Raw genomic sequence first — 25,266 nt, 5'->3', positions numbered from 1 at the left:
CCCGTCACTGCCCGCTGCGACAACATCGCACCGAGCACCAGCTGGGGGAAGTAGGCGATGGCAGGACAGTCCCTGGAGACTTCCCCCCCCCCGCTCAACCGCACGGCACAGCAGCAGACGCAGTGCTTCCAGACGCCCTTCGACGACATGTCTGCGCAGGGCTTCCGCGAGATGGCCGTCGCCGCGTACCGCGTGCGTTGTCGAGGAGAGCAGACGGACGGTTTGCCCCCCGTCTGCTCCCGCCCTCACGGCAAGGCGCGCAGGTTCCAGGAATCCTGAGCGCCATGCCGCAGGAACCCGTACGGGAGTCCGTGAATCATAGGGTCTCGCGTACGGGTTGGGGGCGGCGAATCAGACGTCACCGGGGGCATCTGGGTGGACCGGGCACGGCCCGAAGTCTGAGCCCTGGCTGGCCGGGTGCAGATGCCGACGGTGGACGCGAAGTAGAGTTCGTCACCCAGCATGGTCCACCGTGCTCAGGCTTGCGCGGCCGAACCCTCCCGCTCTCCGTGCGCGATCAGCAACTTGTCGCCAGAAGGCGCGGGTTGGGTGAAATCGCCGCGCGGGAAGCTGGGTCAAGGAGTGGCCCATCGGCCTGGTGTGGAACCACCACGACTGGCTGGAGCGCGGCGGACAGAACCCGCAGGGCTACCGGGCCGCCATCGACGAACGGCTCGGCGCGTCCTCCTCGCTGGACGAGTTCAGCGCGAAGGCCCAGTTCGTCAATTTCGAGTCGATGCGGGCCATCTTCGAGGCGTGGAACGCCAACCTGTGGAACGACGCCGGCGGGCTGCTGCTGTGGATGTCCAACCCCGCGTGGCACAGCACCGTGTGGCAGACGTACGACTACAACCTGGATGTGAACGGCACCTACTACGGGGCCCGGGCCGGCTGCGAGGCCCATCATGTGCAGGCCGACCAGGTGGACTGGAAGGTCCTCGCGGTCAACCACACCGGGGAGGAGCTGCGCGGCGCGGAGGTGCGCGCCGAGGTGCTAGACCTGTCCGGACGTCCTCTGGCCGATCGGCAGCGGCGGAAGGTCGACATCGCCGCCTCCGCGACGGCGCAGGCCTTCGCGGTGCCCCGGCCCGACGGCGACCACCCCCTGCACCTGGTGCGGCTGCGTCTGACGCACGCCGACGGACGGACGCTGTCGCAGAACACGTACTGGCGCTACGAGCAGCCCGAGGACATGCGGGCCCTGAACGACCTCACCGACGCCCGACTGCAGATCTCCGGAGCCCGAACGGTCCGCCGCGACGGCCGGCTCATCCTCTCCGTCACGGTGCGCAACAGAGGTCGTGTCGTCGCGCCCATGGTGCGCCTCGCGCTGCGCGACCACCGCTCGGGGAAACGGGTGCTGCCCGCACGCTACTCCGACAACTACCTGTGGCTGCTGCCCGGCGAGGAGCGTGACATCACGGTGTCCTGTCCCCTCGGCAGCCACGACCGCGGCGACCTGGAGGTGACCGCGCAGGGCTACCGCACGTCCACGGTCTCCACCCGCGGCCGGCGCTGAGCCGTCGACGGCACCCGGCGCACGTCACCATCCGGCGGCCGCCGGACCACAGCCTCTGCGCGGATCGCTCAGGCGTCGGTTCCGGTGAGAGCGGCGGTCGCCTGCCAGAGCTTCCCGGCGACCGCCAGGTCCAGGCCCGCCCGGCCGGGCTTGCGGATCAGCGGGTGGCCCGTGAAGCTGAACAGCCCGTCCGGTCCGACGTAGGCGTTGCCGGGGACGTCCTGCGTGGCCGCGTACATGAGCGGCAGCGCTCCGCGCTCGGCGTCCTGCACCAGGAACGGGAGCCGGTTGACGAATCCCAGCGGCGAGTGCGTGACCAGTCCGGTGCGCGCGATGCCAGGGTGAGCGACGACCGAGCGGACACGGCTGCCCGAGTCGGTCAAGCGGCGCTGCAGTTCCAGCGAGAACAGCACGACGGCGAGCTTGGACGACTCGTACACGGCCAGCCCGTTGTACTTGCGGGAGCGCCAATCGAGGTCGTCGAGATCCAGCTTGGCGAAGCGGTGCAGCTGACTGGAGACCGTCACCACGCGGTCGGTCAGCCGCGGCAGCAGCAGGTTGGTGAGCACGAACGGCCCGAAGTAGTTCGTCGCGGTCTGCACGTCGAGACCCTGCGCGGTCCGTGCCGCCGGGATGTCCATCACCCCGGCATTGTTGATCAGCACATCGATGTCCCCGGTGTACGACCCTGCGAACGCGTGCACCGAGTCCAGGTCGGCGACATCGAGTCGCCGGACATCGAACTCTCCACGCATCCCGTCCACCGCCCGGCGCGTCTTGTCGACGTCGCGCACGGCCAGCACCACATGGGCGCCGGCCCGGGCGAGTTCACGGGCGGTCACCAGCCCGATCCCCCCACCCCCACCGGTGATCACCACCGTCACGCCGGCCATGTTCGGCAGCTGGTCCGCGGTCCATTTGGCCATACGAAACTCCTCCAGAGGCGGGCTTGCCCGATTCCTGACATCGCCCAGTAGAAACGGACCGTGCCGACGGATGAAGGACATGCCCAACCACTGAACGGCAGGGCGTGGCTAACCGTGCGCACGTGCCGGACCATGAGGTGGCGGCATACGACATACGGCACGAGGCATTCGAGGCGGGAAGCTGATGGTGGACACGACACTGGATCGCGACGGCCTGGCCGGCTTCCTGCGCGGACGCCGGGAGTCCCTGCAACCCGAGGACGTCGGGTTGCGCCGCGGCACACGACGGCGCACGGCCGGGCTGCGCCGCGAGGAGGTCGCCGAGCTGTGCGACATGTCGGCCGACTACCTGGCCCGGCTCGAACGCGGTGGTGGTTCCCAGCCGTCGCAGCAAATGGCGGCAGCCATCGCCCGGGGCCTGCGCCTGACCCCGGACGAGCGCGACCACTTGTTCCTGCTGTGCGGGCACCGCCTTCAGACACGGCAACTGCGCGAAGCACACATCAGTCCCGGGCTGCTGCGCGTCATGGACCGGCTGCAGGACACCCCGGCGCAGATCGTGGGCCCGGTCGGCGAGACGCTGCAGCAGACGCCGCCGGCCGTGGCGCTGCTCGGCGACGAGACGCGTCACACCGGCCCGGCGCGCAGCGCCCTCTACCGGTGGTTCACCGACCCCGCCGCCGCCCGCCATCGGTACCTGCCGGACGACCACGACCTGCACAGCCGCGTCTACGTCGCCGTCCTGCGCGCCAGCGCCACCGCGCAGGGGCCCGGGTCGCCGGCCGCCTCGCTGGTGGCCGACCTGCAGCACAACAAGGAATTCGCCGAGCTGTGGAACCGCCAGGAAGTGGGACTTCGGTGGAGCAGCGCCAAACGGTTCGTCCACCCCGAGGTCGGACGCATCGACCTGTACTGCCAGACACTGCTCGACCCCGACCAGGGGCAGTCCCTGCTCATCTTCACCGCCACGCCCGGCACCGAGAGCCACGACAGACTCGCCCTGCTGACCGTGCTCGGCGCCGACACGTTCACAGGTTCCTGACGCACATGAGGTCTTTTTCGGAGCCGAGCGCCTTTCGACGCGGCCGTCGCGTGGAGAGCGGGACAGGACACGGCGACCGGCACCACACTCTCGGTACTTCCTGCGCGCAGCCGACGCCTCAGGGAACCGACGGGGGTGACGGCCACGCGAGCGGCTGGTGCGTGGACGCTGGATCTTCAAACGGCCCGCACTGTGGCCCTCATCGGCGTGGCTGGTTGGAGGAAGGGGCCGGAAAGCAGGCGAGTGGGGTGCGGATCGACATCCAGGTGAAAGTGCTGGGCTTGGGTGGCCAGGACAAGCACCGCCTCGACCTGGGCAAAACGTGCTACGGAACAGCCGCAGGGTGCGGTCTTCGGTGCGATGGTGCAGGACGGACTTGTTGCCGTGGGTGGGTACCTGATCCGTTCCTTCGCTGCCCCCTCGCCGGTGAAGTGCACATGTTCGCCGGTCCAGCCGTCGAAGATGCCGGCGGGCGTTGTGAACAGGAAGACGTTCTGGGTCGTTCGGGAGGGGCTGATGCGCGGGTGGATTCTTCCGCCGTAGCGTCTCCGCGGGCGACCTCCTGGTGAAGGTGACCGGGGAGAAGAACCCGACGGAGGTCTCCGTACGTCGCTATCCCCAGGAGCACGACTTCCTCGGCCTCGGCAGCCGTGAGAAGTACGCGGCGGCCGTGCGGGAGACGAACACCGTCCTGCAGCAGTGCGCCTTCGACCTGCTGGCCGGCATAGCCACCGCCGCCCGGCTCCCCGACGGCGGCGTCCTCGTCCTGGCGAACGACGAGGACGAGGACACCCCAGGTGGAAGGTGCTCACCCTGCCGGAGTTCGAGGAGCTCGAACCCGAGGACGAGACCTGAGCCCCCCTGCGCCGTCGCTCGACTCATCGCGGGAGCTTCGCAGTGCGCTCGGGATGAGCCGCGGTGACGTACCGCATCGCGGTGTCGGAGCTGATGCCGAACAGACGCATCAGGTGCAGCGGGTCCTCGACCTCGAACGCCTCATCACGGATCCGGTCCTGCCGCAGCGTCGTCATCGTGAGTCCAGTGGGCCGGAAGACCTTGTTGAACGTGGTTCCGCTGATGACCGAGTGCGTCGTGTCGACTGCGGACCAGCGGGTGATCAGCAGATGCGGATTGCTCGTGACCGGCCATCGACGGTGACGTTCGCGGATCCAGTCAGAGGCGCAGCGATAGGTGAACTCGTCCAGGTAGATGATGTGCCGTTTGCCGGGGCGCCGGACGACGAGACGCTCACGCGACAGGTCAAGGTCCGTGAGCAGCAGCCGGCGCAGATCGGTGCCGTTGAGCGCATGGACGCAGACCAGCACCATCACGAAGCGCTCGAAGTCGTCCTTCGCGTGGCTGAGGACCCCCGCCAGCCGGTCCGAGGGTACGGAAGGGGGAGGCTTCTGGATCCCGGCGAAGATGAGGCCACGAGTGGGGGTCCTTGAAGATCACTCGCTCTTGCCGCAGGGCCCGGAAGACGTTCCGCAGGACGATGTGGATCGTGCGGGCGGGCGTCCCCTTGCGTGTGGCGATCGCATCCTTCACGTCGTCGCGGCTGATTTCCCGGAGGCTCTCGACACCGTCCGCCAGCCATCCTTGAAGGATCGGCTTGAAGACATGGAAGTACCGGAAGATGCTGCGGTAGGTGCGGCCGGAGTGCTCCCACTTGCCCTCGCCTCGCACCACCTTGATCCAGACGGCCACCTCTTCCGCGATCGTCTCGGGCAGCGCAGCGAGCTCCTCCTTCAGTCTCACCTCATGCGTGTCTCTGCGGAATTCCGGATCCGGGACCAGGAGCTCGCGGGCCTCCAGGAACTGGGAGACCCGCCGGCCGGTCACTCGCCGACTCGTCTCCACGAGGGCCCGGATGTCGGACTCCAGCAGGGGGCATCGGCACCGAGCCAGGACACCAAGATGTTCAAGGTGCGCCGTGTTGTGAAGGCCGGGCCCTTGGCCCACATCTCCTCCTTCATCACGCGGTCCAGGTCGGTGAGCAGTTGCTGAGCGGAGGTGGTCAGCGACGGCAGGTTCTGCAGGCCGAGTTCCACGACCGGCCGCCAGTTGCGTCGGATCTCGAACAGCGGCTGCTGCCCGGGAGCGGCCAGGTGTTCGGAGACAGGTCTGGGTGGCGCAGCAATGCGGGTTTCGTCCTCACGGCGTGGGCCCCCGTGTCGCGCCGGAACCGGTGCGCCTAGCAACAGTTGGGTCCAGGGCTGGGTGTCGATCTCACGGCCGTGGATCACCATGTGCACGCGGCATCCGCGGCAGAGTCCGCCGGCAAGGGGCAGGTCGGCACGTCGGCAGCGCTCGCACGTGCCGGTGGAGGCTTCGAGTCTCTTCCTCTTCAGGTGCGTGAACGCCTCGCAGGTCAGGCAGACCTGGCGCAGTTTCGCTGAGAACCAGCAGCCGCAGTGTCGGCAAGACCGCGGGGTTTCCGGGTGGCTCGGCCGGGGCCGGCGCGGGCGGCCGGTGGTCCTGGGCTTTTGCCGCTCACGGGGCTCGTGCGGTTCCTCCCAGGCCCGCAGCATCCCGGCGCGCAGAAGGATCTCGCGGACAGATCGGGTGTAGTTGGGTATGTCGTTGAGCATCAGCTCGTCGACGTGGTCGTCGCCATCGGCGTCTCGGACGGCGAGCGCCAGGCGCAGCATCTCGAGCAGCTTGCGCTGCATCGGCTTGCTGACGCCGGTCTCGGCCGCGAAGGCCGCGGTGTGCTCGACGAGTTCGGCATAGCCGGTCAGCGGGCGCTGCAGAATGCGGCGGCAGATGTCGATGGACAGCATCCGGCGCACGGGGAAGAGCGGCAGCTGCCCCGGGAAGGCGGGCGGAAGCACTGCAGGATCGTTTCGCGTCGGCGCCTCCGCCGCCGCGCGAAGGTGTTCCACCCAGTGCAGCCGCTCACGCTGGTCGGCGCCGACGCGGCCCGTGCGGCGGCCGTACTTCCTCAGCGGCTGGGCGTAGCTGGGAGCGAGGCCGTAGTAGAGCAGCATCAGCTGGCGGCTGCGCGGGGGGCTCCTTTCTGGATCGGTGACCCACGCCGCGTCTTCCTCGATCCTGACCGCGTGCAGGCACGCCCGGCACAGGACGTCGGAGTTGAGGAATCCCGCATGCCGGCACCGCAGGCACGGTCCTTGCTCAGGGTGGTTCTTCCGCCACTCCGTACACCCCTGGCACGTCGCCGACCCGAGCATGCCCCAGCCCCGGCAGTCCGTGCACTCCGCCGGGGTTGCTTTCGTCCCCATCCGTCAGTTCGGGGGCAGTGAGCGCGGTCCGCTCGTCCGACGCGGCGTGGGCCGCACGGGCCCGCCTCCGCTCTCCTCGGCTCCCACGGCCTTGCGCAGTTCCTCACCCTCGCTCGCGCTCGCAGCGAGCGGCTCGGCCTGGAGCAGGTCGCCGACGGTGCAGTTCAGCACCGCGCACATCTTGTCCAGATCGTCGAGGCGCACCGTGACCGGCGTGCCGCTCCACATCGCGGCGACCTTACTCAGCGACGGTGTGAAGCCGACCGTCTTGAAGGCCTCCAGCAGCTCGGTGGGACGCCACAGATCCCGCTGGGCCGCCACCATCCTCAAGTTCCACTTCACCGAAGGTTCCCCTTGTCCATCACCAGGCGCTGGGCCGCCCGCGAGCTCGAAGCAACATTGGCATGCTCGGGGTCGGCTTGGGCAGTCGCCATGTACCGAAGAGTCGTGGTTGCCCATTCGTGGCCCAAAACCCGCTGGACCTCCCACAACGTCATCCCGCGCTCGTAGTTGTGGGTCGCGCAGGCGTGCCGGAGGAGGTGCGGGAAGAGGTCGGTGACCGGGCCGGTCAGGTAACTGGCGGCCGCGGCGTGCAGCTGTCGGCGGAACGTCGACGGCGTGATCGCCGGAGCGATCGGCAAGTTGAGTGCCGCCACCGCCTTCGGCTTCCGCTCCGACGGCCACAACGGTGCCGACGTATGCTCTACGTCGTCGCCGAACTCCGCCCGGACCTCTTCGATGTACCACCACAGCAACTCCCGTCCCTCGCGGAAGAGATACGCCTCGCGTTGCCTTGGCCCCGACCCTCGGGATCCCTTGCCGTCCACGACGAACCGGCCCCACTGGCCGTGCTCCCAGTGGATATCCCCGATCGTCACCGGGCACAGCTCGGCCGCCCGGACACCCGACAGGTATGCGACCTTGGTCATGACGTAGTCGCGGCAGGCGACCGGGTACTTCCGCGCATACGGCAGCTGCTCGCGCCAGCGCGCGAAGAACTCCTTCATCGCCGTCTGCGAGGGCGGGATCCTCAGCCCAAAGTCACCGCGATGATGCGGCCTGTTGAACGGGTCGATCGGCGACTCCACCGCCGCCCCGAACCGCATCATGATCTCGTGGGCGTAACGCTGCTCGAGGAACGCGAAGAACGCATCGATATGTTGCAGTTTCAGCTGGTTGGTGCGGTGGGCGCGCTTCCCCGGGCCGGCGAAGTACTTGTCGACTTCGCGCGGGGACAGCTGCCAGGGAACGGTGCCGTAGAAGTCGCAGACCTCGATGACAGGCTTGATCAGCTGGTCGATCGTCGACGGCGCCAGCCCGGCAGCGTCCCGGGCCCACTGGTACTCGGTGAGCGCGTCGACGAAGAAGCTCTCCTCGTCCTGTGCCGACATCCGTGCTTGGCGTCGCCGTTGAAGGGTGACGACGTCGGCCAAACCGGTCTCGATCGGCCCAGACTCCTCCTCCACCGCGCTGCGGGGCGGCACGAGCGTGAGGGTGCGACCTTCGGAATCTGACACAAGCACAGAGATTACTGGAGAAGCTCAGGAGTTCTCATAGTTACTCGCAAATTCCTGGAGACCGCGAAATGGCGACTGGACGTGCCTCTGACCTGCTCAGGATCCCCTTCAGCATCCTGGAGGGCGCTCCGGGAACCCGCGCGTCATCCACTAGACCTCGTCCAGGTCGCCTGCGAGAGTGCCGGTGTCGACGGCGTCGATGTGGATGTGTTCGCTCTGTTCGAGGGCCGCTGCCACCAGCTGAGTCTTGTGCTGCCACCGGCGGTAGAGAGTTGCCCTGCTCGTGCGCGCCTCCGCGCTGACCATGTCGATCGTCAGTGCTTCGAAGCCCACGTCTTTGAGCACTTCCCGGACCGCCGCGAAGATGATGCGCCGGCGTTCTTCGCTCAGCCGGGACGGACCTGGGGCTGGAGTTGCCGGTGTCGTCTGCATGAGGAATTCCACTTTCGGTAGCGGTAGCGGTAGCGGTAGCGGTAGCGGTAGCGGTAGCGGTTGTCGGGACTCGTGACGGGGCGAGGGCTGAGCCGGGGCGCGGTCGGCTGCGGTCACGGACGCATGGACGTACGGGCTCTGCCCGGGGCCCGTCGTCCCCCGGGCAGAACCCCGCACGCTCGATTCGGAATCACGTGCCGGACGAGCTGAACCCAAGGAGGGCTCCCGCCGTTCCTAGCCTCGGGCTCATCAACGCCCCACAGAAACGAGCTGCGGCACGTTTCTGCGAACGGCAGTCGCCGACGTCCGCGACCAGGACGCCGGCGCCACTCACGAAAGGACCGCACACCTATGCCGGTCATCAACAACTCTCTGCCGGAGCCCGACCGCGAGACCGCGGGTGCGGCGCTGCAGGCGACCCTGGCCGACCTTCTCGACCTGTCCCTGGTGGCCAAGCAAGCCCACTGGAACCTGTACGGCCCGCGCTTCCGCTCGGTTCACGTCCAGCTCGACGAGGCCGCCACCATCGCCAGGAACCACGCCGACACGGTGGCCGAGCGCGCGGCCACACTGGGCGTCAGCCCGGACGGACGGGCCGCGACCATAGCGGGAACCAGCGGGGTGCCCGCCTTTCCGTCAGGCTGGACCAAGGACAGCGACGCCGTCGAGGCCTTGGTGCACGCGCTCTCGGCAGTGACCGAGAGACTGCGTGAGCGCATCGTCGAGATCGGCCCGGTGGATGTCGTCACCGAGGACCTCCTCATCGGACTGGCGGCCGATCTGGAGAGGCAGAGCTGGATGTTTCAGGCGGAGAACCGGGTCTGACCGGTCCTCCTGCGGCTGACCGCTCGGCGTACGTCCTGTGAGCCGGGGCTGCTCGGCGTGGCGTCCGCACAGGGCGAACGGACGGTTCCTGCGAGGCGATCCTCGCCCTGCGCTCCTGGTGTCGGGCGAAGATCGCCTCGTCGTCCCGGTCATGGGAGGGTCCAGGTCTGGTTCGCGGCACCGGTGCAAGGCCACAGGACGGCTCGGGTTCCGTCGGCGGACCGGCTGTCGTAGACATCCACGCACTTGGCGGCGAAGCGGGCCACCAAGTCGTCGGTCGCGTTCAGATCGAACTGCTGAGCGGCTGCGCCGGTGCAGGACGCCACCCGGACGGCTGTGCCGTTGTCCTTCGAGGCGCCGACGAGATCCATGCACAGGCCCTGCGAACGGACCGTACCGTCCGAGCGGAACTCCCAACGCTGATCGGCGGAGCCGTCACACGTCCGGATGGTCAGCTGAGCCCCGGCGCCTCCTCCGGAGAGGCACTTGCCCGACTGCCGGCCGGTCAGCGTTTGCCCGGTCACCGTACCGTCCTTGCGGTCAGGGGCCGCCTCGTCGCCGGACGTCTTCGCACCGGCTCCTGAGGCAACTCCTGAGCTGTCGGACACGGCCTCGCCGACGTCTTCGGGCGCATGGGCCCCGCTGGTGTTCTTCCCCTTCTCCTGGTCCTTCTCCGCGCCGTCCGGCGGGACCTCCCCGGTGTTGCCGGCCTTCCGCTTCTCCTCCGCGGACTCCGCGCTGTTCTTCGCCCCCTCGTCGGAAGGGGCGGCTTCGGAACGGGTGCTTCCGGCCCGCGGGTTCTCGCCGGCGAGATGGGACGCGGTGGGGGTTCTCGGGTCGTCGCCGAGACCTGGCAGCAGGAGCGCCCCGAGAAGCAGTAGGGCGCCGGCGATCGCCCCGACGAGGACCCGTGTGCGCGGAAGGCGGGACGGCGATGTCGCACTCTCCTCAGGCGGGCGGCCGTGCGGCGGGGGTGTGCTCCCGGCACCGGAAGGGCGAGCTGCGGGGACTGGTGTGCCGGACGTACCGGACGCCGCACGGCGGGTCGCCCGCAGCGCCCGGGCGACATTGGCGCGTTGCGCCTCGTCCGGTGTCCGGGTCTCGCCCGACGTCTTTGCCGGGTCCGTCGACGGCTTCCGGACCGGCAACGGGATGGGCCCGGGGCCTGTCTCGCCACCCGCCGGGATGCCGGCTGGATCCGTGCTGTCCGTCTGTGGCATCGTTCTTGCTCTCATTCGTCCGAGGAGTCAGGGGTCGGGTCGGGAGGTGGGGCCGGCGGACGGCCGCCCGGTGCGGAAGGCTGACGGGTTCGAGAACGGGCCCGAGGACGACGTCGGCGGCTGCTCGGCCCGGGATGTCCGAACTCCGTTCGGTGCCCCGGTACGTGAAGACGCCCTGGTCCAGGGCCGGCCTGTGCCTCGAACAGACACCTCGCCGAGACGGCAGAGGCACGGTTCGACCACTCGGTTGCCGACGGCCGGGCGGCGGACATACGGCCTCTCCTCGGATGAGGACGAGTGAACGGCAGGATCGGTTCACGCACGGACCCGTGCGGAAGCCTAATGCCCTGGAGGAAACGACCTCGCCCCGTCGGACGCTGTGTTCACCTCCGGCAACGGCAACATCGAGGTGCTTCTCGGTGATCACCTGCACCCTCGTGCGTCTCCACACGCGCAGGTGAACCGGCGCCTTGTTCCGGTCGTTCACAGCGGAGGGACACACGTTCGGTGATCATGGCGCGCAGCTCCGCGACGGACGCTCCACCGCGCCTTCCGAGGGCGAGGTTCCGAACATGGTGTCCCGGCGAGTTCGCCCGTGACGGAACGAAGAGGAACATCTGCGATCGGTTCACGGCTCCGCCGCGTCCTGCTGTCCGGAGCCAGTGCTGGCAGGCGCCCTGGTGACGTTCAACGCCCCAGCCACGCAGGCGCACTACAGCCAGTGTCCTCCCGGGCACTTCTGCATCTGGCAGCACAGCATCTACGAAGGCCGCTTCTTCTCCAGCCCGAACAGCAGGCCCAACGTCGGCAGCTACATGAACGACCGTACGTCTTCGGTCTGGAACCGGACCAGCCGCACCGTCTGCATGAACCGGCACGAGGGCATGAGGTGTTACCGGGCCGACGGCTCGACCGGCGTCATGCCCATCCACAACGATCAGTTGACCAGCTTCCAGCTCGTGTAGTCCTCACCCGTCGGGGGATCTTGCCGCACTGGCCGTCCTCAGGCGTCGGGGCAGATGCTGTCCCGGACAACCCAGCCGGTGGCCGGAGCCGTCCGGGACAGCTGAGAAGTCCCGCACTCCGACCGGTCCGCCGGACCATCCCGGCCAAGGCTCTCAGAGCGCAGGACCCTTACTCCTCGGAACCGGGAGCTTGTGCTTCCCGACCGCCCTCTCCGGCACGGTGGGCGCGGGGTCCTCATCCATGTCGAGGGCGGTGAGCCGGTCACGGACCTGCTGAGCGCTGTGTGCCATCTTCCGCGCTTCAGCGTTTTCGAGGGCGTCGGCCCAGTCCGTCCGTGCGCCTTCCCGGTCGCCCATGGCCAGCCGGGTGTCGCCGAGCCGCATCAGTGTGCCGGTGGCGTTCCTGTGGTCCCCCAGTTCCCCGAACGCCCTCGACGCACGCTGGTACGTGGTCACCGAGTCCTCGTAACGGCCGAGAAGGCGGAGGTTGTGGCCCAGAATGTCCCACCCCTGGGCGAGCTGCCAGGGCGCGTCGAGGCGGTGGAACAAGGCGATGCCCTCCTCGCTGTACAGAAGGCTCTGCTCGAGGTTCCCCAGGTTGGAGTGGAACCAGGCGAGTTCGAGGAGGCACTCGGCCAACCACAACTCTTCGCCTGTCTCACGGGAGAGCTCCAGTCCTCGCTCGGAGGCCGCCACAGCTTCCGCGGTCCGCCCGAACAGGAACAGCGCACAGGCCGTGACGTAGTGGGCCCGTGCCTGTTCACCGATGTCGTCGAGCTCTTCGAAGATCGTTGTCGCGTGTTGCAGCTGGTGCAGAGCTTGCTCCTGATGGCCGAGGTAGCCGTGGATGCCACCCAGGTGCCGTAGGCAACGGCCCTCTTCGAGGAGGTTGTTCCGACGTCGGGCCACTTCGAGGGCGGGGGTCAGCGCGGTGATGGCTTCGGGCCAGAACTCCTGACGGTTGAGGTATTCCTTGAGTGACCAGGCGAGCCCGGTGGTGTGAGGGTCGAGCTTCTGGCTGACGGCGGTGTGGAGCAGGCCGGTCAGCACGTGGTGTTCGGCGGTGAGCCATCGGGTCGCCTGCTTGACGGTGGTGAGTTCTTCCGGAGTGACGCCCGAGCGGGGTGCACCGAGTTCGAGGTCGTGCGATGTGTCCTGTTTGAGGAACCGGTTCGCCTCGCAGGCCGTGAACATGTAGTGGTCCAGGACCCGGAGAGTGGCGTGATGACGACCCTGGCCGGTGTCGTGGGCGTGAGCGAGCTCGGTGGCGTAGCCGCGTAGGAGGTCGTGCAGGCTGTAGCGACCGGGCAGCGGTTGTTCCACGAGGCAGGAGCTGAGCAGTTCGGCGAGTGCGCGGCGGGTCCGGGAGAGGGGAAGGCCGGCGAGGCTGGCTGCGGCGGGGGCGGTGATGTGGGGGCCGGGATGCAGGGCCAGCAGGCGGAAGAGCCCGGCGGCGTGCTCATCCAGTGACTGGTAGGACCAGGAGAAGACGGTGCGCACGTCGGTGGTGGTGTCGAAGCCGGCGAATGCTTCGAGTCCGCCGTGGGTGTGTTGCAGGTCGTCGACCATGGCGTGGAGGGGGAGCGAGGGGTCGAGTTCCGCGCGGGCAGCGACCACGGCCATGGCCAGGGGAAGCCGTCCGCACAGACGGATGATGTCGGCTGCGGCGGTGGGCTCGGCGGCGAGTCGTTCGGTTCCCAGACGCCGTTCGAGGGCCTCGTGCGCCTCGGTCGGTGAGGGCAGAGCGAGCCGGAGGGGCTTGGCACCGTCGGTGGTGATGAGGCCGGGCAGTTGGTTGCGGCTGGTGATCAGGGTGAGGCAGCCCGCTCCTGCGGGAAGCAGGGGGCGCACCTGCTGCTCGTCGCGGGCGTTGTCCAGGACGAGGAGGATCTGCCGGTCGGCGAGGAGACTGCGGAAGAGCGTGCTCCGGTCGGCGGTGTCTTCGGGGATGCGCAGGGCGGGGACGCCCAGGGCGGTGAGGAAGCCGTGCAGGGCGCTACCGGGGTCGACGGCGGGTGCGTGCGGGTGGAATCCGCACAGGTTGACGAAGAGCTGCCCGTCGGGGAACGAGGAGGCGACGCGGTGCGCGTGGTGCACGGCGAAGGTTGTTTTGCCGACACCGGGAGCACCGCTGATGACCACAGCGGGGGCAGTGGCGGGCCCGGGGCGGCCCGGTGCACCGCTGACGGCGGACAGCCACGCGCCTTCGGCCGCTCGTCCCGCGAACACCGGCAGGCTACGCGGCAGTTGCGCCGGACGTGCCAAGGGCAGAGGCAGGGACGCGGTTCTCCCGCCGTCCGCGACCGCTGCACCACGTGCGTCGGACTCGGCTTCCGCGTCGTCGGGTCCGTCGGCGGCCGGGCCGGTCGACGAGGTTGCCTCGCCCCCGCCCGGCGCCCCGGTCGTGGTGGTCCCGCTCCAGTGGCGGCCGTGCTGGGTCACCGTGTCGGTCGTCCGGTCGGCCGGGTGCAGGGGCGGCAGGTCATGGTGGAGGATGCCCTGGTGCAGGGCGCGTAGAGCCGGGCCCGGTTCGAGGCCGAGCTCGTCGGCGAGGTGCCGGCGCACGTCGGTGTAGCGCTGCAGCGCTTCGGGGTGCCGGCCGGCGAGGTACAGGGCTCGCAGCAGCAGGGCCCAGCCGGTTTCCCGCAGGGGGTGCTGCGCGGTTATCTCCTGTGCCGCGTTGAGGGCTTCGGTGATCCGGCCTTGCAGGAGGAGGCCAGTGGTGCGGATCTCGCGGGTGGTCTGCCGCAGTTCTTCCAGGCGTGCTGTCTCCTGGACGGCGAACAGATGGTGTGCGGCGTCGGCGAACGCCGTGCCGCGCCACATGTCCAGGGCCTTCTGGGCCTCTTCCACGACGCGATCGGGTCGGCCTTGGTCCATCAACCGGTGTGTTTGGGCGACGGAGCGCTCGAAGCGCACGGTGTCGCGGTTCTCGGGCGGCACACGCAGGGCATAGCCCAAGGGTTCGGTGACCAGCATCTCGAAGGCCCCCTGGCGGCGAAGATGCTGGGGTTCCAGGGTCGCGCGTACCTTGCTGATGTGGGCGTGCAGGGAGCTCAGCGCTGCGCATGGTGCCCGCCCCGGCTGCTGCGGCCACAGTTCCTCGCACAGAGTCTGCGGAGAGACCGCCAAGCCGTCGGCGAGCAGCAGGCGAATCAGCAGCAGTCGCTGTCTGCGCCGACCCGGGTCGAGTACCGCCCCCGCCCGCCGTACCTCCAGCGGACCCAGCAGCCCGAAGTCGAGACCTTGTCCCACAGCTGTCACCGTACCCAACAGAATCTCACTTGGCGGCGTCACCCCTGGGGCACACACCTGGCCAGGATCCGGCACACGGACAACAAGTTCGCGCGGCGACGGAAGCCGGCCTCGACTCCACCGGCACCCACAGGAATGTTGTCGCGGCGGCTCTGGGGACAGGAGCGACGAGGACCCCGTTGTCCGCTTCCCGCATATCGGACAGGATATTAGCAGGACGTCGTCCGGCGGCAGGATTTGTCAACTGCGCGATGCGCCGACGTGACGAGGGAGCCCCGCCGCCCGGGATGCCGGTGGTGGGTCAGCGGGCCAGGTCGAAGATGGCGGTGTGGGGCAGGTCGAAGATGGCGGGGTGGGGCAGGAACACGGTGTCCCCGTCCTTTGCCGTCGCCGGCGTCGAGATGTACCAGGTGCCCCGGTCCAGCTCTGCCGCCTCCTTGGCTTGGCGCCGACTTTCCGTGAGTAGACGCAGCGAGCGGTTCTGTCAGCAGTGCTGCGGCACGTGGCGCTCTCCACGTCGCGCATCTCCGCCTCGGTCGGATCGAGCTCGGCATCGCCGGCCATACGAGGACCTTGAGGCCGCGGACGCCCGAGGCGTCGTGCACCTCTGCCGAGAATGTGAGCGACCCGGCGTGGCTGCCCGTCGGAGCTACGTAATGGGGCGAGTCAACCTTCACGGTCGGTTTCGTGGCGGGGGAGGCCATGGCGAGGCCACCGGCGGTCACCGCGCCGATGACGGCGACGGCGACGGCGACGAGGGACGAGGGACGAGAGAAGGACGCTCTTGGACATGGGAGGTTCTCCTGGTTCATGCGGGAGCCGGCGTGGTGTGCCTGGCGATTCGGACAGGAGAGAGGGGCGAAAAGGACGGTGCCACCGTCTGCGGAGCTGCCCCGGGGCTGCCTCCCCGATGTTTTCGAGACTGGGGCCCGAGGCCCGGTCCGGTCCGGTCCTCAGGAGGCTGGATGATCGTCGTGTGCAACCAGGTGGAGAAATCTCCCGCCCGTCCACCGACAGGTCGCCGTTGCCCGCGAACCCGCAGACGGGAGCCCGCGTTGTCCGGGTCCGAACGGCTCGTGAAGAGCGCGTCCGGCACGCGTCCGCTCCGGGATAGCACAGCAGAGCGAGAGCCTTGCGGACGGGCTCAGTAACCGGCCCTTGCGGGAGCGGCATGTGAGCAGATGTCATGACCTGCGGCGATGCATGAACCGCTGTGGATTTCAGCCCGTTGAGTGAGCGAACGGTTGTCGTCCAGAGTGGAGAAGAACATGGTCGTCGAGGGAACGAGCACTGACCGGTTCGAACCGGTTCGAGCGGCGCTGGCCGCGCACCTCGAAGCCGGCGAGGAGTTGGGGGCGTCGATCGCCGTCGATGTGGACGGGGTCATGGAAGTCGATCTGTGGGGTGGCCACGCGGACGAAGCGCGGACCGTGCCGTGGCACCGGGACACGTTGGTGAGCATGTGGTCGACCACGAAGACCCTCACCAATCTCGCGGCTCTCGTCCTCGTCGACCGGGGCGCACTGGATCTGTACCGCCCGGTCGCGCACTACTGGCCCGAGTTCGCCGCCCAGGGAAAGGAGCACATCGAGGTGCGGCACGTCCTGGCCCACACCTCGGGACTTTCCGGCTGGGAGCAGCCCTTCTCCATGGATGATCTGTACGACTGGCCCACCGCGAGCGCCCGGTTGGCCGCGCAGGCACCCTGGTGGGAGCCGGGCTCCGCTTCGGGCTACCACGTGCAGACTCAAGGACAGCTGGTGGGAGAGCTTGTCCGGCGGGTCAGTGGCCGCACCCTGAGGGAGTTCGTCGACACGGAGATCGCCAAGCCGACGCAAGCCGATGTCCAGATCGGTGCGCGCCGGGCCGACTGGCCGCGCATCGCCGATCTGGTGGCCCCTTCGCAGCTCGCCGGTATACCCACCGGTCTTGATCCCGACGGGATCTTCACCAGGACGCTGCTCGGAAGCCCCGCACGTGACGAGCACGTCGACACCTCGCGGTGGCGCTCCGCCGAACTCGGAGCCGTCAACGGGCACGGCAACGCACGGGGCCTGGCCCGTGCCCTCTCGGTCATCTCACGGCGCGGCCGGATCAACGGTCTCCGGCTTCTCTCCGCAGAGACGGTGGACAAGGTGTTCGACGTCCAGGCCGACGGGGTCGACCTGTTCCTGGGCGTCCCCGTCCGCTGGGGCATGGGCTACGCACTCGCCGATCCGAGGACGATGCCGCACATGCCCACCGGGAGGATCTGCTTCTGGGTCGGTCGGGGCGGTTCGATCGTCTTGATGGACCTCGACCGGCGCGTCACGTTCTCGTACACGATGAACCGGGTGGGCGACGGGATCCTCGGCTCGGAGCGCACCCACAGCTACCTCAGGCACGTCTACGAAGTCCTGGAGTCCACCGGCTGAGGTGTAACCCGCGGGCTCGGCCGGGGGCTCCGTGCGCGGCGCTGTCGGCCCGGTGGGTCAGGGCGCCGTCTCCGGGGTGCGCCCCCGCCGCAGGGCGCCGGGCGCACCACCCGATGACCAGGGCGTTGACCAGGGCACCGAGAACGATGGAGAGGTAGAACGTCCGCACCACGGTGCGACGCGGCAATCGTCCCGAAGCGTGCGCGCCGCGGCATCTCCTCGGCCACAGGCTCGATCACGTCGGGAAACCGCTGTCCGCGGCGCCCCGCACAGCCATTGCAATGTCCGCGAACGAACAGTCCGTTATCGGGTGAACCGGTTCGGTCGCCCCCTCGTAGGACAGGACGAAGGACGCTCCTCACCCGGCGACCGGGCGAGGGCAATGCCTCAGGGCCACTCGGGCCGCATCCCGGCAACCGCTCTCCGGGCCGCTGCCGACTGCCGCCCACCAGCGGTCCGATCCGTGCTGCTCACGCGGCGCAGACGGACGCACGTCAACTCAGTCACCGGCGAAGCAACTCGGGGCCCCGTTCCCCGGACGCACCTGGTACTTCGCTTGCACGGTCCGTCGAGGGCCATCAACCAACCAAGAGGGATTCCACGCATGCGCATCACCCGCCTCGTCCGTCCGAGCCGCAGATCCGCGCTGCTCGGTGTCACCGCGGCCGTAGGACTGTCCGTCGCCGCCGTCACCCTGCCCCCTGCAGCCGGCGCGGCACCCCACCACTCGATACGTCCGACGATCGTGCTGGAACACGGCGCGTTCGCCGACGCCGCGAGCTGGGACGGTGTCGTCACCCGGCTGCAGCGCGCCGGCTACCCGGTGGTGTCCGCCGCCAACCCGCTGCGTGGTCCGGCGACCGATGCTGCTTACCTGCGCAGCATCCTCGACCATATCGACGGACCCGTGGTCCTGGTCGGGCACTCCTACGGCGGTACCGTCATCAGCCAGGCCGCCGCGGGCCTCGAGGACAAGGTGAAGGCGCTGGTCTACATCGCGGCGTTCCTGCCCGACACGGGCGAGAGCTCGATCGGACTGACCGACAAGTTCCCCGGCAGCACCCTCGGCCAGGCCGTCGAGTCCGTCAACTACTCCCTGCCCGACGGTGGTCAGGGCGCGGACGTGTACATCAAGCCGGAGAAGTTCCGCAGCCAGTTCGCCGCCGACGTACCGGCGGACAAGGCCAGGATCATGGCGGCCGGGCAGCGTCCCGTCGCCGCCGCCGCTCTGGAGGAGAGGTCCACCGAGGCCGCCTGGAAGACGATCCCGTCCTGGTCGCTGGTCACCACGGAGGACCGCAACATCCCCGTGGCCGCCCAGCGCTTCATGTCGACCCGCGCCAAGGCCCGCACGACGACCATCGACGCGTCGCACGCGGTATCCGTATCCCGCCCCGAGGCCGTCACCCGCATCGTCGAGCAGGCGGCCCGCACGGTCCGATGACCGACGGCTCGGCCCTGTCGCTCGTCGCACCTCATCGCACAGCCGTGCCCGATCGGGCACTTCACCATCAGACGCATTCACACCGGAAGGCAGCAACCACCATGGCGTTCATCACCGTCGACCACGAAAACTCCACCAACATCGAGCTGTACTACGAAGACCACGGCACGGGGCAGCCGGTCGTGCTGATCCACGGATTCCCGCTCGACGGCCACTCCTGGGAGAAGCAGTCCGCCGCACTCCTGTCGGCCGGCTACCGCGTGATCACGTACGACCGGCGCGGTTTCGGCCGCTCCAGCCAGCCCACCACCGGCTACGACTACGACACCTTCGCCGCCGACCTGAACATAGTCCTGGAGACCCTCGACCTCAACGACGCCGTTCTGGTGGGCTTCTCCATGGGCACCGGTGAGGTCGGCCGTTACCTGGGGACCTACGGCTCCGCCCGGATCGCCAAGGCCGCCTTCCTCGCCTCGCTGGAGCCCTTCCTCCTCAAGACCGATGACAACCCCGGCGGCGTCGACGGCACCATCTTCAAGGACATCGAAGGTGCCGTCACCGCCGACCGCTACGCCTATTTCACCGAGTTCTACGAGAACTTCTACAACCTCGACGAGAACCTCGGTACCCGCATCAGCGAGGAAGCCGTCCGTAACAGCTGGAACGTCGCCGCCGGCGCCTCCTCGTACGCCTCCCTGGCCTGCGTGGCCACCTGGTCCACCGACTTCCGTGCCGACCTGCCCAAGATCGACGTCCCGGCACTGATCCTGCACGGCACCGCCGACCGCATCCTGCCCATCGAGGCCACCGGGGAGCTCTTCCACCAGGCTCTCCCGCAGGCCGACTACGTCGTCATCGAAGGTGCACCCCACGGCCTGCTGTGGACCCACGCCCGGGAAGTCTCCGAAGCCCTCCTCGCGTTCCTCGCCAAGTGACCGGCGGCCGACGCCTCACCTCCCGCGAGGTGGCACGCGGCCGGTTACGCATCGGGCGGGAAGCTGAGCCGTACTCCCGCCGCTGCACGGCAGGACCGTGAACCGCGCGAGACATGCCGTCGAGCCGACGACAGTGGTCGACGCGCACCACGGCGGCAGTACGACCGGTCAGCCGGGCAGGGACCTTGTCCGGCCAGACTCTCCGGCGAGACGCCCGTCCGAATGGCCGGGCGGGCGTCTCGCCGGAGACGGCAGGGGGGTGGGGCGTCGAGGTGGGTCACCGGACACCACCGGCAGGTATCGGGGCGGGGATCACGGGTGAGGGCCCGCATGTACACCGTTCGCCGTGGGCACCTCGACGTGGCGCGGGGTGACAGCCCGTGCCGCGTTCCACGTGGCACGGGTTCGGTACTGGACCTTGCAGCCGCTGCAAGGCCGAGGATGGCATGTTGTCGATCAGCGATTTCGGCGAGATGTGCGACCTGCCGGCGCGGACACCTCGGTACTGCCACTCCGAAGGCCTGCTCGTTCCGGCCGGTGTCGACGAGCGGACCGGCTACCGCTCCTACAGGTTCGGGCAGGTCGAACGGGCCCTGCTGATCACTGTCCTGTGTGGCACGGGTATGAGCGTGACGCTCGTCCGACGCGCTCTCGACCAGCCGGACGAGGCACTGATCCTCTTGCGGCAGCACGTGACGGCGATGCGACGGCAGCGTCAGGCCCGGGACGAGGCGATCGGAGACGCGCGCGCGAACTCCTCGCTCCGCCTCCCGAGTCGGTCCTGCGCCACGTGAAAGGACGACCGTGGTGTCGAAGCCGGTGCCGGACCCGCCCTCCGGGCGCGACCGTTACGACTGGAACGCCGCCGGCGCCGCGGTCACTGCCGCTGTTCAGGACGTGGTGAGGACCGTGGAGTCGGTACGGAGGCGCGGTGGCGGGGACGCCTTGGCGAACCCTGGCCGCCGAGACCCTGGGGGAGAAGAGCCGAATCCTCGCCGGCGAGGGACCGCGCTGGCTGGTCAAGGTCCCTGCTGTCGGGAATGCCTGTCTGCCAGAGAGACGTGGGGGTGGGGTGCCTGCCGGCTCGTGGCCGACCCGACCGGCGGCGGTTACTGCGCAGGAGAACTACGTGCATGCTGTTCGGTGCCGTTCTCCGATCACGTTGAGCAGTTCGGGGCGGGGGCCGGGGAGGTGGGCGGGCGCCAGGTGAGGATCCAGCCGGCGGTAAGCGCCGCCGCGCCGCCTGCCAGGGCGATTGCGCCGCCTGTTCCGATGGCTGCGGCCACCGAGGCGAAGCAGGCCGGCCCGACGCCCTGCAGCGTCATGCCGCCGGAGCCGAGCAGACCGAATGCCTGGCCCTGGCCATCCTGCGGCAGAGCGTCCAGGAACGGCCGTTGCAGGCCGAGACCGTAGGCGAATCCGAAGCCGCAGAGCAGCAGCAGACAGGACGAGACGCCCACTCCGGGCTCGGCAGCGAAGCCGACCAGCGGCAGCCCCATCAGCGCAATCAACGGGACCACCAGTCGCTCCCGGGTGGGTGGCCGTAGGAGTCGACCCACCAGCAGGTCGCCGACAAGCATGCCGACCGGCAGACAGCCCATCAGCACCGCGTACCAGCCGGGCGCGAAGTGGCGTCCTCCCGCGTAGGCGACGATCAGGGCTTCCGCGCCCGCTACGAACGCGGGCGGTAGCCACTGGGCCAGCATCAGTCGTCGTACCGTGCGTCCGCGCAGCAGCAGGCCGGCACCATGCAGGCTTGCCCGGACGGCCCCGCCGTCGCCCCGAGCGCTGCCGGGTGTGCCGCCGAACTCTCCCAGCTGCAGCCGGGGTAGCCGGACGCGGATAGCGAGCGCGCAGCCGAGGTAGAGGGCGGCGCTTACCGCGAGCGCCCGGTGCGGGCCGAGTGCCGCGACGGCCGCACCTCCCAGCGCCAGACCGAACAGTTGCGCGCCGGAGGCAGCGATGTTGTTCAGTGAACGGCCCAGCACATAGGCGTCGCCCTCCAGCCACTGTGCGACCAGCCGACTCGACGCGCCGCTGAACACCGGTGTGACGAGGGCGACCAGCGCCACGACACTGAGACTTACCGCGATCGGCATCCGCACCAGGGCGAGCAGCAGGGCGGCGGCGCACTCCAAGGCGTAGCCGCCGGCGATGAGCGCGCGGGGCGGCAGTCGGTCGGACAGTGAGCCCAGCAGCAGCGAGCCGAACAACTGCGGGAGAAAGCCGATGCCGAAGGCCAGTGCGCTCAACAGCGCGGAGCCGGTGGCCGCGAAGACCAGCACCGAGAACGTGGTGATCCGCAGCGAGTCCGCAGTGATCGCGACGGTGCGGGTCGAGAAGAGCAGCCGGAATCGCGGCTCGGCCAGCACCTCCCGGTAGGTGGCACGGTGGTTGACCTGCGCGGGTTCGGCGGTTGGGGTCATGACGCCCAGCCTCGCCGTGGGCCCACACCACTCACCAATGATTCGTCGCTGGACGAATCTGAACAGACGTCCCGCGGTAGCCTGGCAGGGTGCTCCGCTTCGAAGTCTCCGTCGAGGACCTGCTGCGCAGCCGTTTCGCAATGTCGCCCGCGATGGACCTCGTCCTGCTGCTACGCTCGCTCGCCGGCCAGGAGCGGCCGCTGCCGCGAGCCTGGGCCGCCCGGCTCCTGCCGGCCTTTGAACGGCTTCGCCGCGAGACCGAACTGAACGCCGTCCTCGCGATGCAGACCCCGCAAGGCGGACCGAACTTCGTCGCCCCGCCCCCGCGCGGCTTCAACCAGACCTGGGCGGACGACCTGGCCATGATCCGGGCCACACCGCTGGAAGCGGCCCGCCACGAATTCGCCACCACTGCGACCGGCCCGTCCGCCCGCGATCCCCGCGTACGCGCAGTGCTGGACTCACCGGACGCCGTCTCCAGGATCGCCGAGGCGATGGAGCAGGCATGGCACGAACTGCTCGCCACGGACTGGCCGCAACTGCGCGCGATCTGTGAGCGCGATGTCGTGCACCGGGTGGGCGTGATCGGCGAACACGGCTGGGCCACGACCATCGAGAGCCTGCACCCGGGCATCGCCTGGCGCGCCGGCGGAATCGAGATCGGCTTCTTCCGAGGCGGAACAGTCCGCCTCGTCGGCGACGGGCTCCTGCTGATCCCTTCGGTCTTCGTCGGGCATATCGCCGCCCACCTGGAAGACCCTTGGCCCCGGACCTTGATCTATCGTGCCCGCGGCACCGCCGCCCTGTGGGGCGAACAGGAGACCGTCCCCCAACGGGACGCGCTGACCGCTCTGGTCGGCCGGGCCCGAGCCCGCCTGCTGTTGGCGCTGGACGCCCCGGCCAGTACCAGCCACCTCGCCCGAAGCCTTGCCATGGCACCCGGCGCGGTAGGAGACCACCTCGCCATCCTGCGAGGCGCGGGGCTGCTCGTCCGCGCCCGGTCCGGACGGTCGGTGCTCTACCGGCGCACCCCGCTCGGCGAGGCGCTGGTCGCCGGTTCGGGCTGAGGGCTCGGATCAGCACTGTTTTTTGAGGCGCCGCCAGCAGATGATTGCGCAGCCGAGGGTGAGGAAGGCCCGGTGGATGTCGGCGCGGATCTCCCAGCGGATACGGAGTCGGCGAAACCAGCGCAGAAGTGCGAAGGCCGCTTCGACGACCCAGCGGTTCTTGCCCAGGCCGCTTCCGTGCTTGGTGCCGCGCCGGGCGATGAGCGGGCGGATGTCCAGGTCACGGACCTGGCGGCGGTAGACGTTGTGGTCGTAACCGCGGTCGGGCAGCGGACGTCGGGGCGCTGACACGTGGTTCACAGAAGCCCTGCGCGCCAACACCCGCAGCAGTCCCGCATGCAGTAGTCCCTCGCCTGACGGTCGCTCCGATCCTCGCGGCCTCGATCACGCCGCGAGGGTCTCGGAGCGTTCGACAAGGTGGCCGCCCTCGAAGCGGGCTCCGGCGCGGACAAGGGCGACGAGATGGGGAGCGTTCACCGCCCGCCAGCGCGCCTGCGCGGACTCGACGCGAAGCCATCCACGTACTCACCGCCTCCGTCACCGCGAGCGACCCCCGCGGACGCGTCACCGTCCCCGCCACGGGACACGAGATCACCGCCCTGGCCACCACCATCAACACCACCCTCCAACGCCTCGACAGCGCCGCCGCCCAGTAACGCCGCGTCGTCGAGGATGCCGCCCACGAACTACGCAGCCCCCTCACCACACTGCCGGCCAGCCTGGAAGTCGCACTCGCCCACCCGGAACGCACCGACTGGCCCGCCGCGGCCACCACCGCCGCACAACAGACCCGCCGTCTCCACGCCCGCGCCGAAGACCTGCTGCTCCTCGCCCGCCTGGACACCCACACCCCCGTACCAGCCCCGAAACCGTCGACCTGACAGCCCTGGCCACCCGGCTGACCGAGCAACACCCCCTCGCCGAAGGACCGTTGACCCTCACCTGCGACAGCACCGCCCCCGCACACGCACACGGAAATCCCGACGAATACGAACGCCTGCTGCGCAACCTCATCGACAACTCCGCCCGCCACGCCGCACACCGCATCCAGATCACCGTCCGGAACCAGGACGACTGGGTCGTCCTCACAGTGCACGACGACGGACCGGGCGTGCGTGCCCACCGAGGACGCCGAGCGAATCTTCGAACGGTTCGTCCGACTCGACGACGCCCGCTCCCGCGACCACGGCGGCACCGGCCTGGGCCTGGCCATAGCCCGCGACCTGGCCCACCGCCACCGAGGCACCCTCACTCTGCTCCGGGGCTGAGCCAGTTCTTGCCGAGCCGTCCAAGGAGTCGAGGTAGATGGAGAGCTGACCGGCGGCGTACAGCTGGGCCATACCGCGGGACGTGAGGTCGCGCCGCCACCCTTCCAGGGCTCCGGCCAGCGCATCGAGGCTGCCGGCGACGCGGAGTTCTCCGAGGACGGTGGCGATGGTGTCCAGGGGCTGGCCTCCCCGGCGCAGCAGGTGCGCCAGTTCGGCGTCGCGTATGTCCTGTGCGAGGTACTGGCGGTGCCCGCGTGGGTCACGTTGTGGCGTGAGGACTCCAGCGCGTTCCCAGGCGCGCAGGGTGGCCGGGTTGAGCGTGAGGTAGCGGGCGAGTTCACCGATGCTGTGGGGCGTTCGAGCGCTGGTCGCCGCATCCGGGGTTGCGGTTTCGAGGTGTGAGAGCGCGGTTTCGACGGTTCGTAGCGTGTTGCGGTCGCGAGCCAGGAGTGCGTGCCCGTCGTCGACGTACTCCAGTGCTTCGTCGATCTGGCCGCCGGTGACGGCATGCATGATGCGTCGGCTCGTCGAGTAGCCGAAGGCAGGGACGAGCGCCAGGTAGGCGGCGAGGCCGGCGGCATGGGCGGCGGTGTAGTCCCGGTACCCCGTCCGGCTGCGGTGGGCCGGCGGGATGATGCCGGCGTCCTCGTAGTTGCGGACCGACTGCGTGGAGAGGCCGTGGCGGCGGGCTAGGTCCACGGGCCGCATGTGACCTCCGATTGAGGGTTCCGACGTAGGTGAGCGGAGTATTCGTCGCAGAGTCTCCACC

19 protein-coding genes and 5 pseudogenes are annotated in these 25,266 nt (G+C 69.2%); 11 read left to right on the top strand and 13 right to left on the bottom strand.

Features of this window, described 5'->3' with window-relative positions:
* Nucleotides 1–598: 598 nt before the first annotated feature.
* Nucleotides 599–1,519: a glycoside hydrolase family 2 protein gene (locus tag OG524_RS02880; RefSeq protein ID WP_405808917.1), complete on the top strand. Its 921-nt coding sequence runs from the start codon at nt 599–601 to the stop codon at nt 1,517–1,519.
* A 68-nt stretch (nt 1,520–1,587) separates the two neighbouring features.
* Here the strand turns inward: OG524_RS02880 and OG524_RS02875 are convergent, their stop codons facing one another.
* Nucleotides 1,588–2,445, bottom strand: a complete 858-nt coding sequence (locus OG524_RS02875) for an SDR family NAD(P)-dependent oxidoreductase (RefSeq protein ID WP_405808915.1) — start codon at nt 2,443–2,445, stop codon at nt 1,588–1,590.
* Between the two features lie 184 nt (nt 2,446–2,629).
* Here OG524_RS02875 and OG524_RS02870 point away from each other — a divergent pair, with 184 nt between their 5' ends.
* Entirely contained in the window at nt 2,630–3,487 is an 858-nt protein-coding gene (locus tag OG524_RS02870) for a helix-turn-helix transcriptional regulator (protein ID WP_351365037.1), read from the top strand.
* Nucleotides 3,488–4,058: 571 nt separating this feature from the next.
* Complete coding sequence (locus OG524_RS02865) at nt 4,059–4,409, top strand: hypothetical protein (protein WP_405392552.1); 351 nt, start codon at nt 4,059–4,061, stop codon at nt 4,407–4,409.
* On the opposite strand, the gene OG524_RS02860 is transcribed toward OG524_RS02865, so the two are convergent.
* From OG524_RS02860 to OG524_RS02840, 5 genes are all read right to left on the bottom strand, one after another.
* Nucleotides 4,366–4,815, bottom strand: a complete 450-nt coding sequence (locus OG524_RS02860) for a hypothetical protein (RefSeq protein ID WP_405808912.1) — start codon at nt 4,813–4,815, stop codon at nt 4,366–4,368. The two genes, OG524_RS02865 and OG524_RS02860, sit on opposite strands and share 44 nt — an antisense overlap.
* A gap of 510 nt (nt 4,816–5,325) precedes the next feature.
* Entirely contained in the window at nt 5,326–6,477 is a 1,152-nt protein-coding gene (locus OG524_RS02855) for a hypothetical protein (protein ID WP_405808910.1), read from the bottom strand.
* Between the two features lie 255 nt (nt 6,478–6,732).
* A complete protein-coding gene (locus OG524_RS02850) occupies nt 6,733–7,071 on the bottom strand; it encodes a helix-turn-helix domain-containing protein (RefSeq protein WP_405392555.1) in 339 nt (112 codons plus the stop codon).
* On the bottom strand, nt 7,068–8,120 hold the full coding sequence (locus OG524_RS02845) for a tyrosine-type recombinase/integrase (protein ID WP_405393361.1): 1,053 nt from the start codon (nt 8,118–8,120) through the stop codon (nt 7,068–7,070). The genes OG524_RS02850 and OG524_RS02845 overlap by 4 nt, the downstream gene beginning before the upstream one ends.
* A gap of 276 nt (nt 8,121–8,396) precedes the next feature.
* A complete protein-coding gene (locus OG524_RS02840; RefSeq protein WP_405392556.1) occupies nt 8,397–8,678 on the bottom strand; it encodes a TetR/AcrR family transcriptional regulator in 282 nt (93 codons plus the stop codon).
* Between the two features lie 351 nt (nt 8,679–9,029).
* Between OG524_RS02840 and OG524_RS02835 the strand changes: the two genes are divergently transcribed.
* Nucleotides 9,030–9,503, top strand: coding sequence for a Dps family protein (locus tag OG524_RS02835; RefSeq protein WP_405808908.1), 474 nt, complete (start codon nt 9,030–9,032; stop codon nt 9,501–9,503).
* Nucleotides 9,504–9,652: 149 nt separating this feature from the next.
* Here OG524_RS02835 and OG524_RS02830 read toward each other — a convergent pair whose 3' ends face one another.
* Nucleotides 9,653–10,723 carry an RICIN domain-containing protein gene (locus tag OG524_RS02830; RefSeq protein WP_405808906.1) on the bottom strand — a complete coding sequence of 357 codons (1,071 nt, stop codon included), beginning with the start codon at nt 10,721–10,723 and terminating at the stop codon, nt 9,653–9,655.
* Between the two features lie 662 nt (nt 10,724–11,385).
* Here OG524_RS02830 and OG524_RS02825 point away from each other — a divergent pair.
* Nucleotides 11,386–11,688 carry a peptidase inhibitor family I36 protein gene (locus OG524_RS02825; RefSeq protein ID WP_405392559.1) on the top strand — a complete coding sequence of 101 codons (303 nt, stop codon included), beginning with the start codon at nt 11,386–11,388 and terminating at the stop codon, nt 11,686–11,688.
* 153 nt (nt 11,689–11,841) lie between these two features.
* On the opposite strand, the gene OG524_RS02820 is transcribed toward OG524_RS02825, so the two are convergent.
* Nucleotides 11,842–14,943, bottom strand: a complete 3,102-nt coding sequence (locus OG524_RS02820; protein ID WP_405808904.1) for an AfsR/SARP family transcriptional regulator — start codon at nt 14,941–14,943, stop codon at nt 11,842–11,844.
* 240 nt (nt 14,944–15,183) lie between these two features.
* Nucleotides 15,184–15,647: pseudogene (locus tag OG524_RS02815) on the bottom strand (DUF5707 domain-containing protein).
* A gap of 540 nt (nt 15,648–16,187) precedes the next feature.
* On the opposite strand from OG524_RS02815, the gene OG524_RS02810 reads away from it, so the two are divergent.
* From OG524_RS02810 to OG524_RS02795, 4 genes are all read left to right on the top strand, one after another.
* Entirely contained in the window at nt 16,188–17,357 is a 1,170-nt protein-coding gene (locus OG524_RS02810; protein WP_405392561.1) for a serine hydrolase domain-containing protein, read from the top strand.
* A gap of 604 nt (nt 17,358–17,961) precedes the next feature.
* Nucleotides 17,962–18,801, top strand: coding sequence for an alpha/beta fold hydrolase (locus tag OG524_RS02805; RefSeq protein WP_405392562.1), 840 nt, complete (start codon nt 17,962–17,964; stop codon nt 18,799–18,801).
* 101 nt (nt 18,802–18,902) lie between these two features.
* A complete protein-coding gene (locus OG524_RS02800; RefSeq protein ID WP_405392563.1) occupies nt 18,903–19,736 on the top strand; it encodes an alpha/beta fold hydrolase in 834 nt (277 codons plus the stop codon).
* A gap of 446 nt (nt 19,737–20,182) precedes the next feature.
* Nucleotides 20,183–20,530 carry a MerR family transcriptional regulator gene (locus tag OG524_RS02795; RefSeq protein ID WP_405808902.1) on the top strand — a complete coding sequence of 116 codons (348 nt, stop codon included), beginning with the start codon at nt 20,183–20,185 and terminating at the stop codon, nt 20,528–20,530.
* 363 nt (nt 20,531–20,893) lie between these two features.
* Here the strand turns inward: OG524_RS02795 and OG524_RS02790 are convergent, their stop codons facing one another.
* A complete protein-coding gene (locus OG524_RS02790; protein ID WP_405808900.1) occupies nt 20,894–22,162 on the bottom strand; it encodes an MFS transporter in 1,269 nt (422 codons plus the stop codon).
* Between the two features lie 89 nt (nt 22,163–22,251).
* Here OG524_RS02790 and OG524_RS02785 point away from each other — a divergent pair, with 89 nt between their 5' ends.
* Nucleotides 22,252–23,229 carry a winged helix-turn-helix domain-containing protein gene (locus OG524_RS02785; RefSeq protein ID WP_405808899.1) on the top strand — a complete coding sequence of 326 codons (978 nt, stop codon included), beginning with the start codon at nt 22,252–22,254 and terminating at the stop codon, nt 23,227–23,229.
* Nucleotides 23,230–23,238: 9 nt separating this feature from the next.
* Here the strand turns inward: OG524_RS02785 and OG524_RS02780 are convergent.
* A pseudogene (locus OG524_RS02780) lies at nt 23,239–23,511 on the bottom strand (IS5/IS1182 family transposase); the annotation flags it as partial.
* 102 nt (nt 23,512–23,613) lie between these two features.
* Nucleotides 23,614–23,736, bottom strand: a pseudogene (locus OG524_RS02775) (IS256 family transposase); the annotation flags it as partial.
* Nucleotides 23,737–23,738: 2 nt separating this feature from the next.
* On the opposite strand from OG524_RS02775, the pseudogene OG524_RS02770 reads away from it, so the two are divergent.
* Nucleotides 23,739–24,497 (top strand): annotated as a pseudogene (locus OG524_RS02770) (sensor histidine kinase); the annotation flags it as partial.
* 165 nt (nt 24,498–24,662) lie between these two features.
* On the opposite strand, the pseudogene OG524_RS02765 reads toward OG524_RS02770, so the two are convergent.
* Nucleotides 24,663–25,205, bottom strand: a pseudogene (locus OG524_RS02765) (MerR family transcriptional regulator); the annotation flags it as partial.
* Nucleotides 25,206–25,266: the final 61 nt, after the last annotated feature.

The sequence above is a fragment of the Streptomyces sp. NBC_01520 genome (assembly GCF_045040375.1).
Taxonomy (GTDB): Bacteria; Actinomycetota; Actinomycetes; order Streptomycetales; family Streptomycetaceae; genus Streptomyces.
This window is presented reverse-complemented; position numbering and strand designations above follow the sequence as displayed.

Excerpts from the sequence above, each read along its gene's own strand:
- OG524_RS02875 (WP_405808915.1), bottom strand. The coding sequence starts at position 2,445 with ATGGCCAAATGGACCGCGGACCAGCTGCCGAACATGGCCGGCGTGACG.
- OG524_RS02870 (WP_351365037.1), top strand. The coding sequence starts at position 2,630 with ATGGTGGACACGACACTGGATCGCGACGGCCTGGCCGGCTTCCTGCGC.
- OG524_RS02860 (WP_405808912.1), bottom strand. The coding sequence starts at position 4,815 with ATGGTGCTGGTCTGCGTCCATGCGCTCAACGGCACCGATCTGCGCCGG.
- OG524_RS02855 (WP_405808910.1), bottom strand. The coding sequence starts at position 6,477 with ATGCTGCTCTACTACGGCCTCGCTCCCAGCTACGCCCAGCCGCTGAGG.
- OG524_RS02845 (WP_405393361.1), bottom strand. The coding sequence starts at position 8,120 with ATGTCGGCACAGGACGAGGAGAGCTTCTTCGTCGACGCGCTCACCGAG.
- OG524_RS02840 (WP_405392556.1), bottom strand. The coding sequence starts at position 8,678 with ATGCAGACGACACCGGCAACTCCAGCCCCAGGTCCGTCCCGGCTGAGC.
- OG524_RS02835 (WP_405808908.1), top strand. The coding sequence starts at position 9,030 with ATGCCGGTCATCAACAACTCTCTGCCGGAGCCCGACCGCGAGACCGCG.
- OG524_RS02830 (WP_405808906.1), bottom strand. The coding sequence starts at position 10,723 with ATGCCACAGACGGACAGCACGGATCCAGCCGGCATCCCGGCGGGTGGC.
- OG524_RS02805 (WP_405392562.1), top strand. The coding sequence starts at position 17,962 with ATGCGCATCACCCGCCTCGTCCGTCCGAGCCGCAGATCCGCGCTGCTC.
- OG524_RS02800 (WP_405392563.1), top strand. The coding sequence starts at position 18,903 with ATGGCGTTCATCACCGTCGACCACGAAAACTCCACCAACATCGAGCTG.
- OG524_RS02795 (WP_405808902.1), top strand. The coding sequence starts at position 20,183 with ATGTTGTCGATCAGCGATTTCGGCGAGATGTGCGACCTGCCGGCGCGG.
- OG524_RS02790 (WP_405808900.1), bottom strand. The coding sequence starts at position 22,162 with ATGACCCCAACCGCCGAACCCGCGCAGGTCAACCACCGTGCCACCTAC.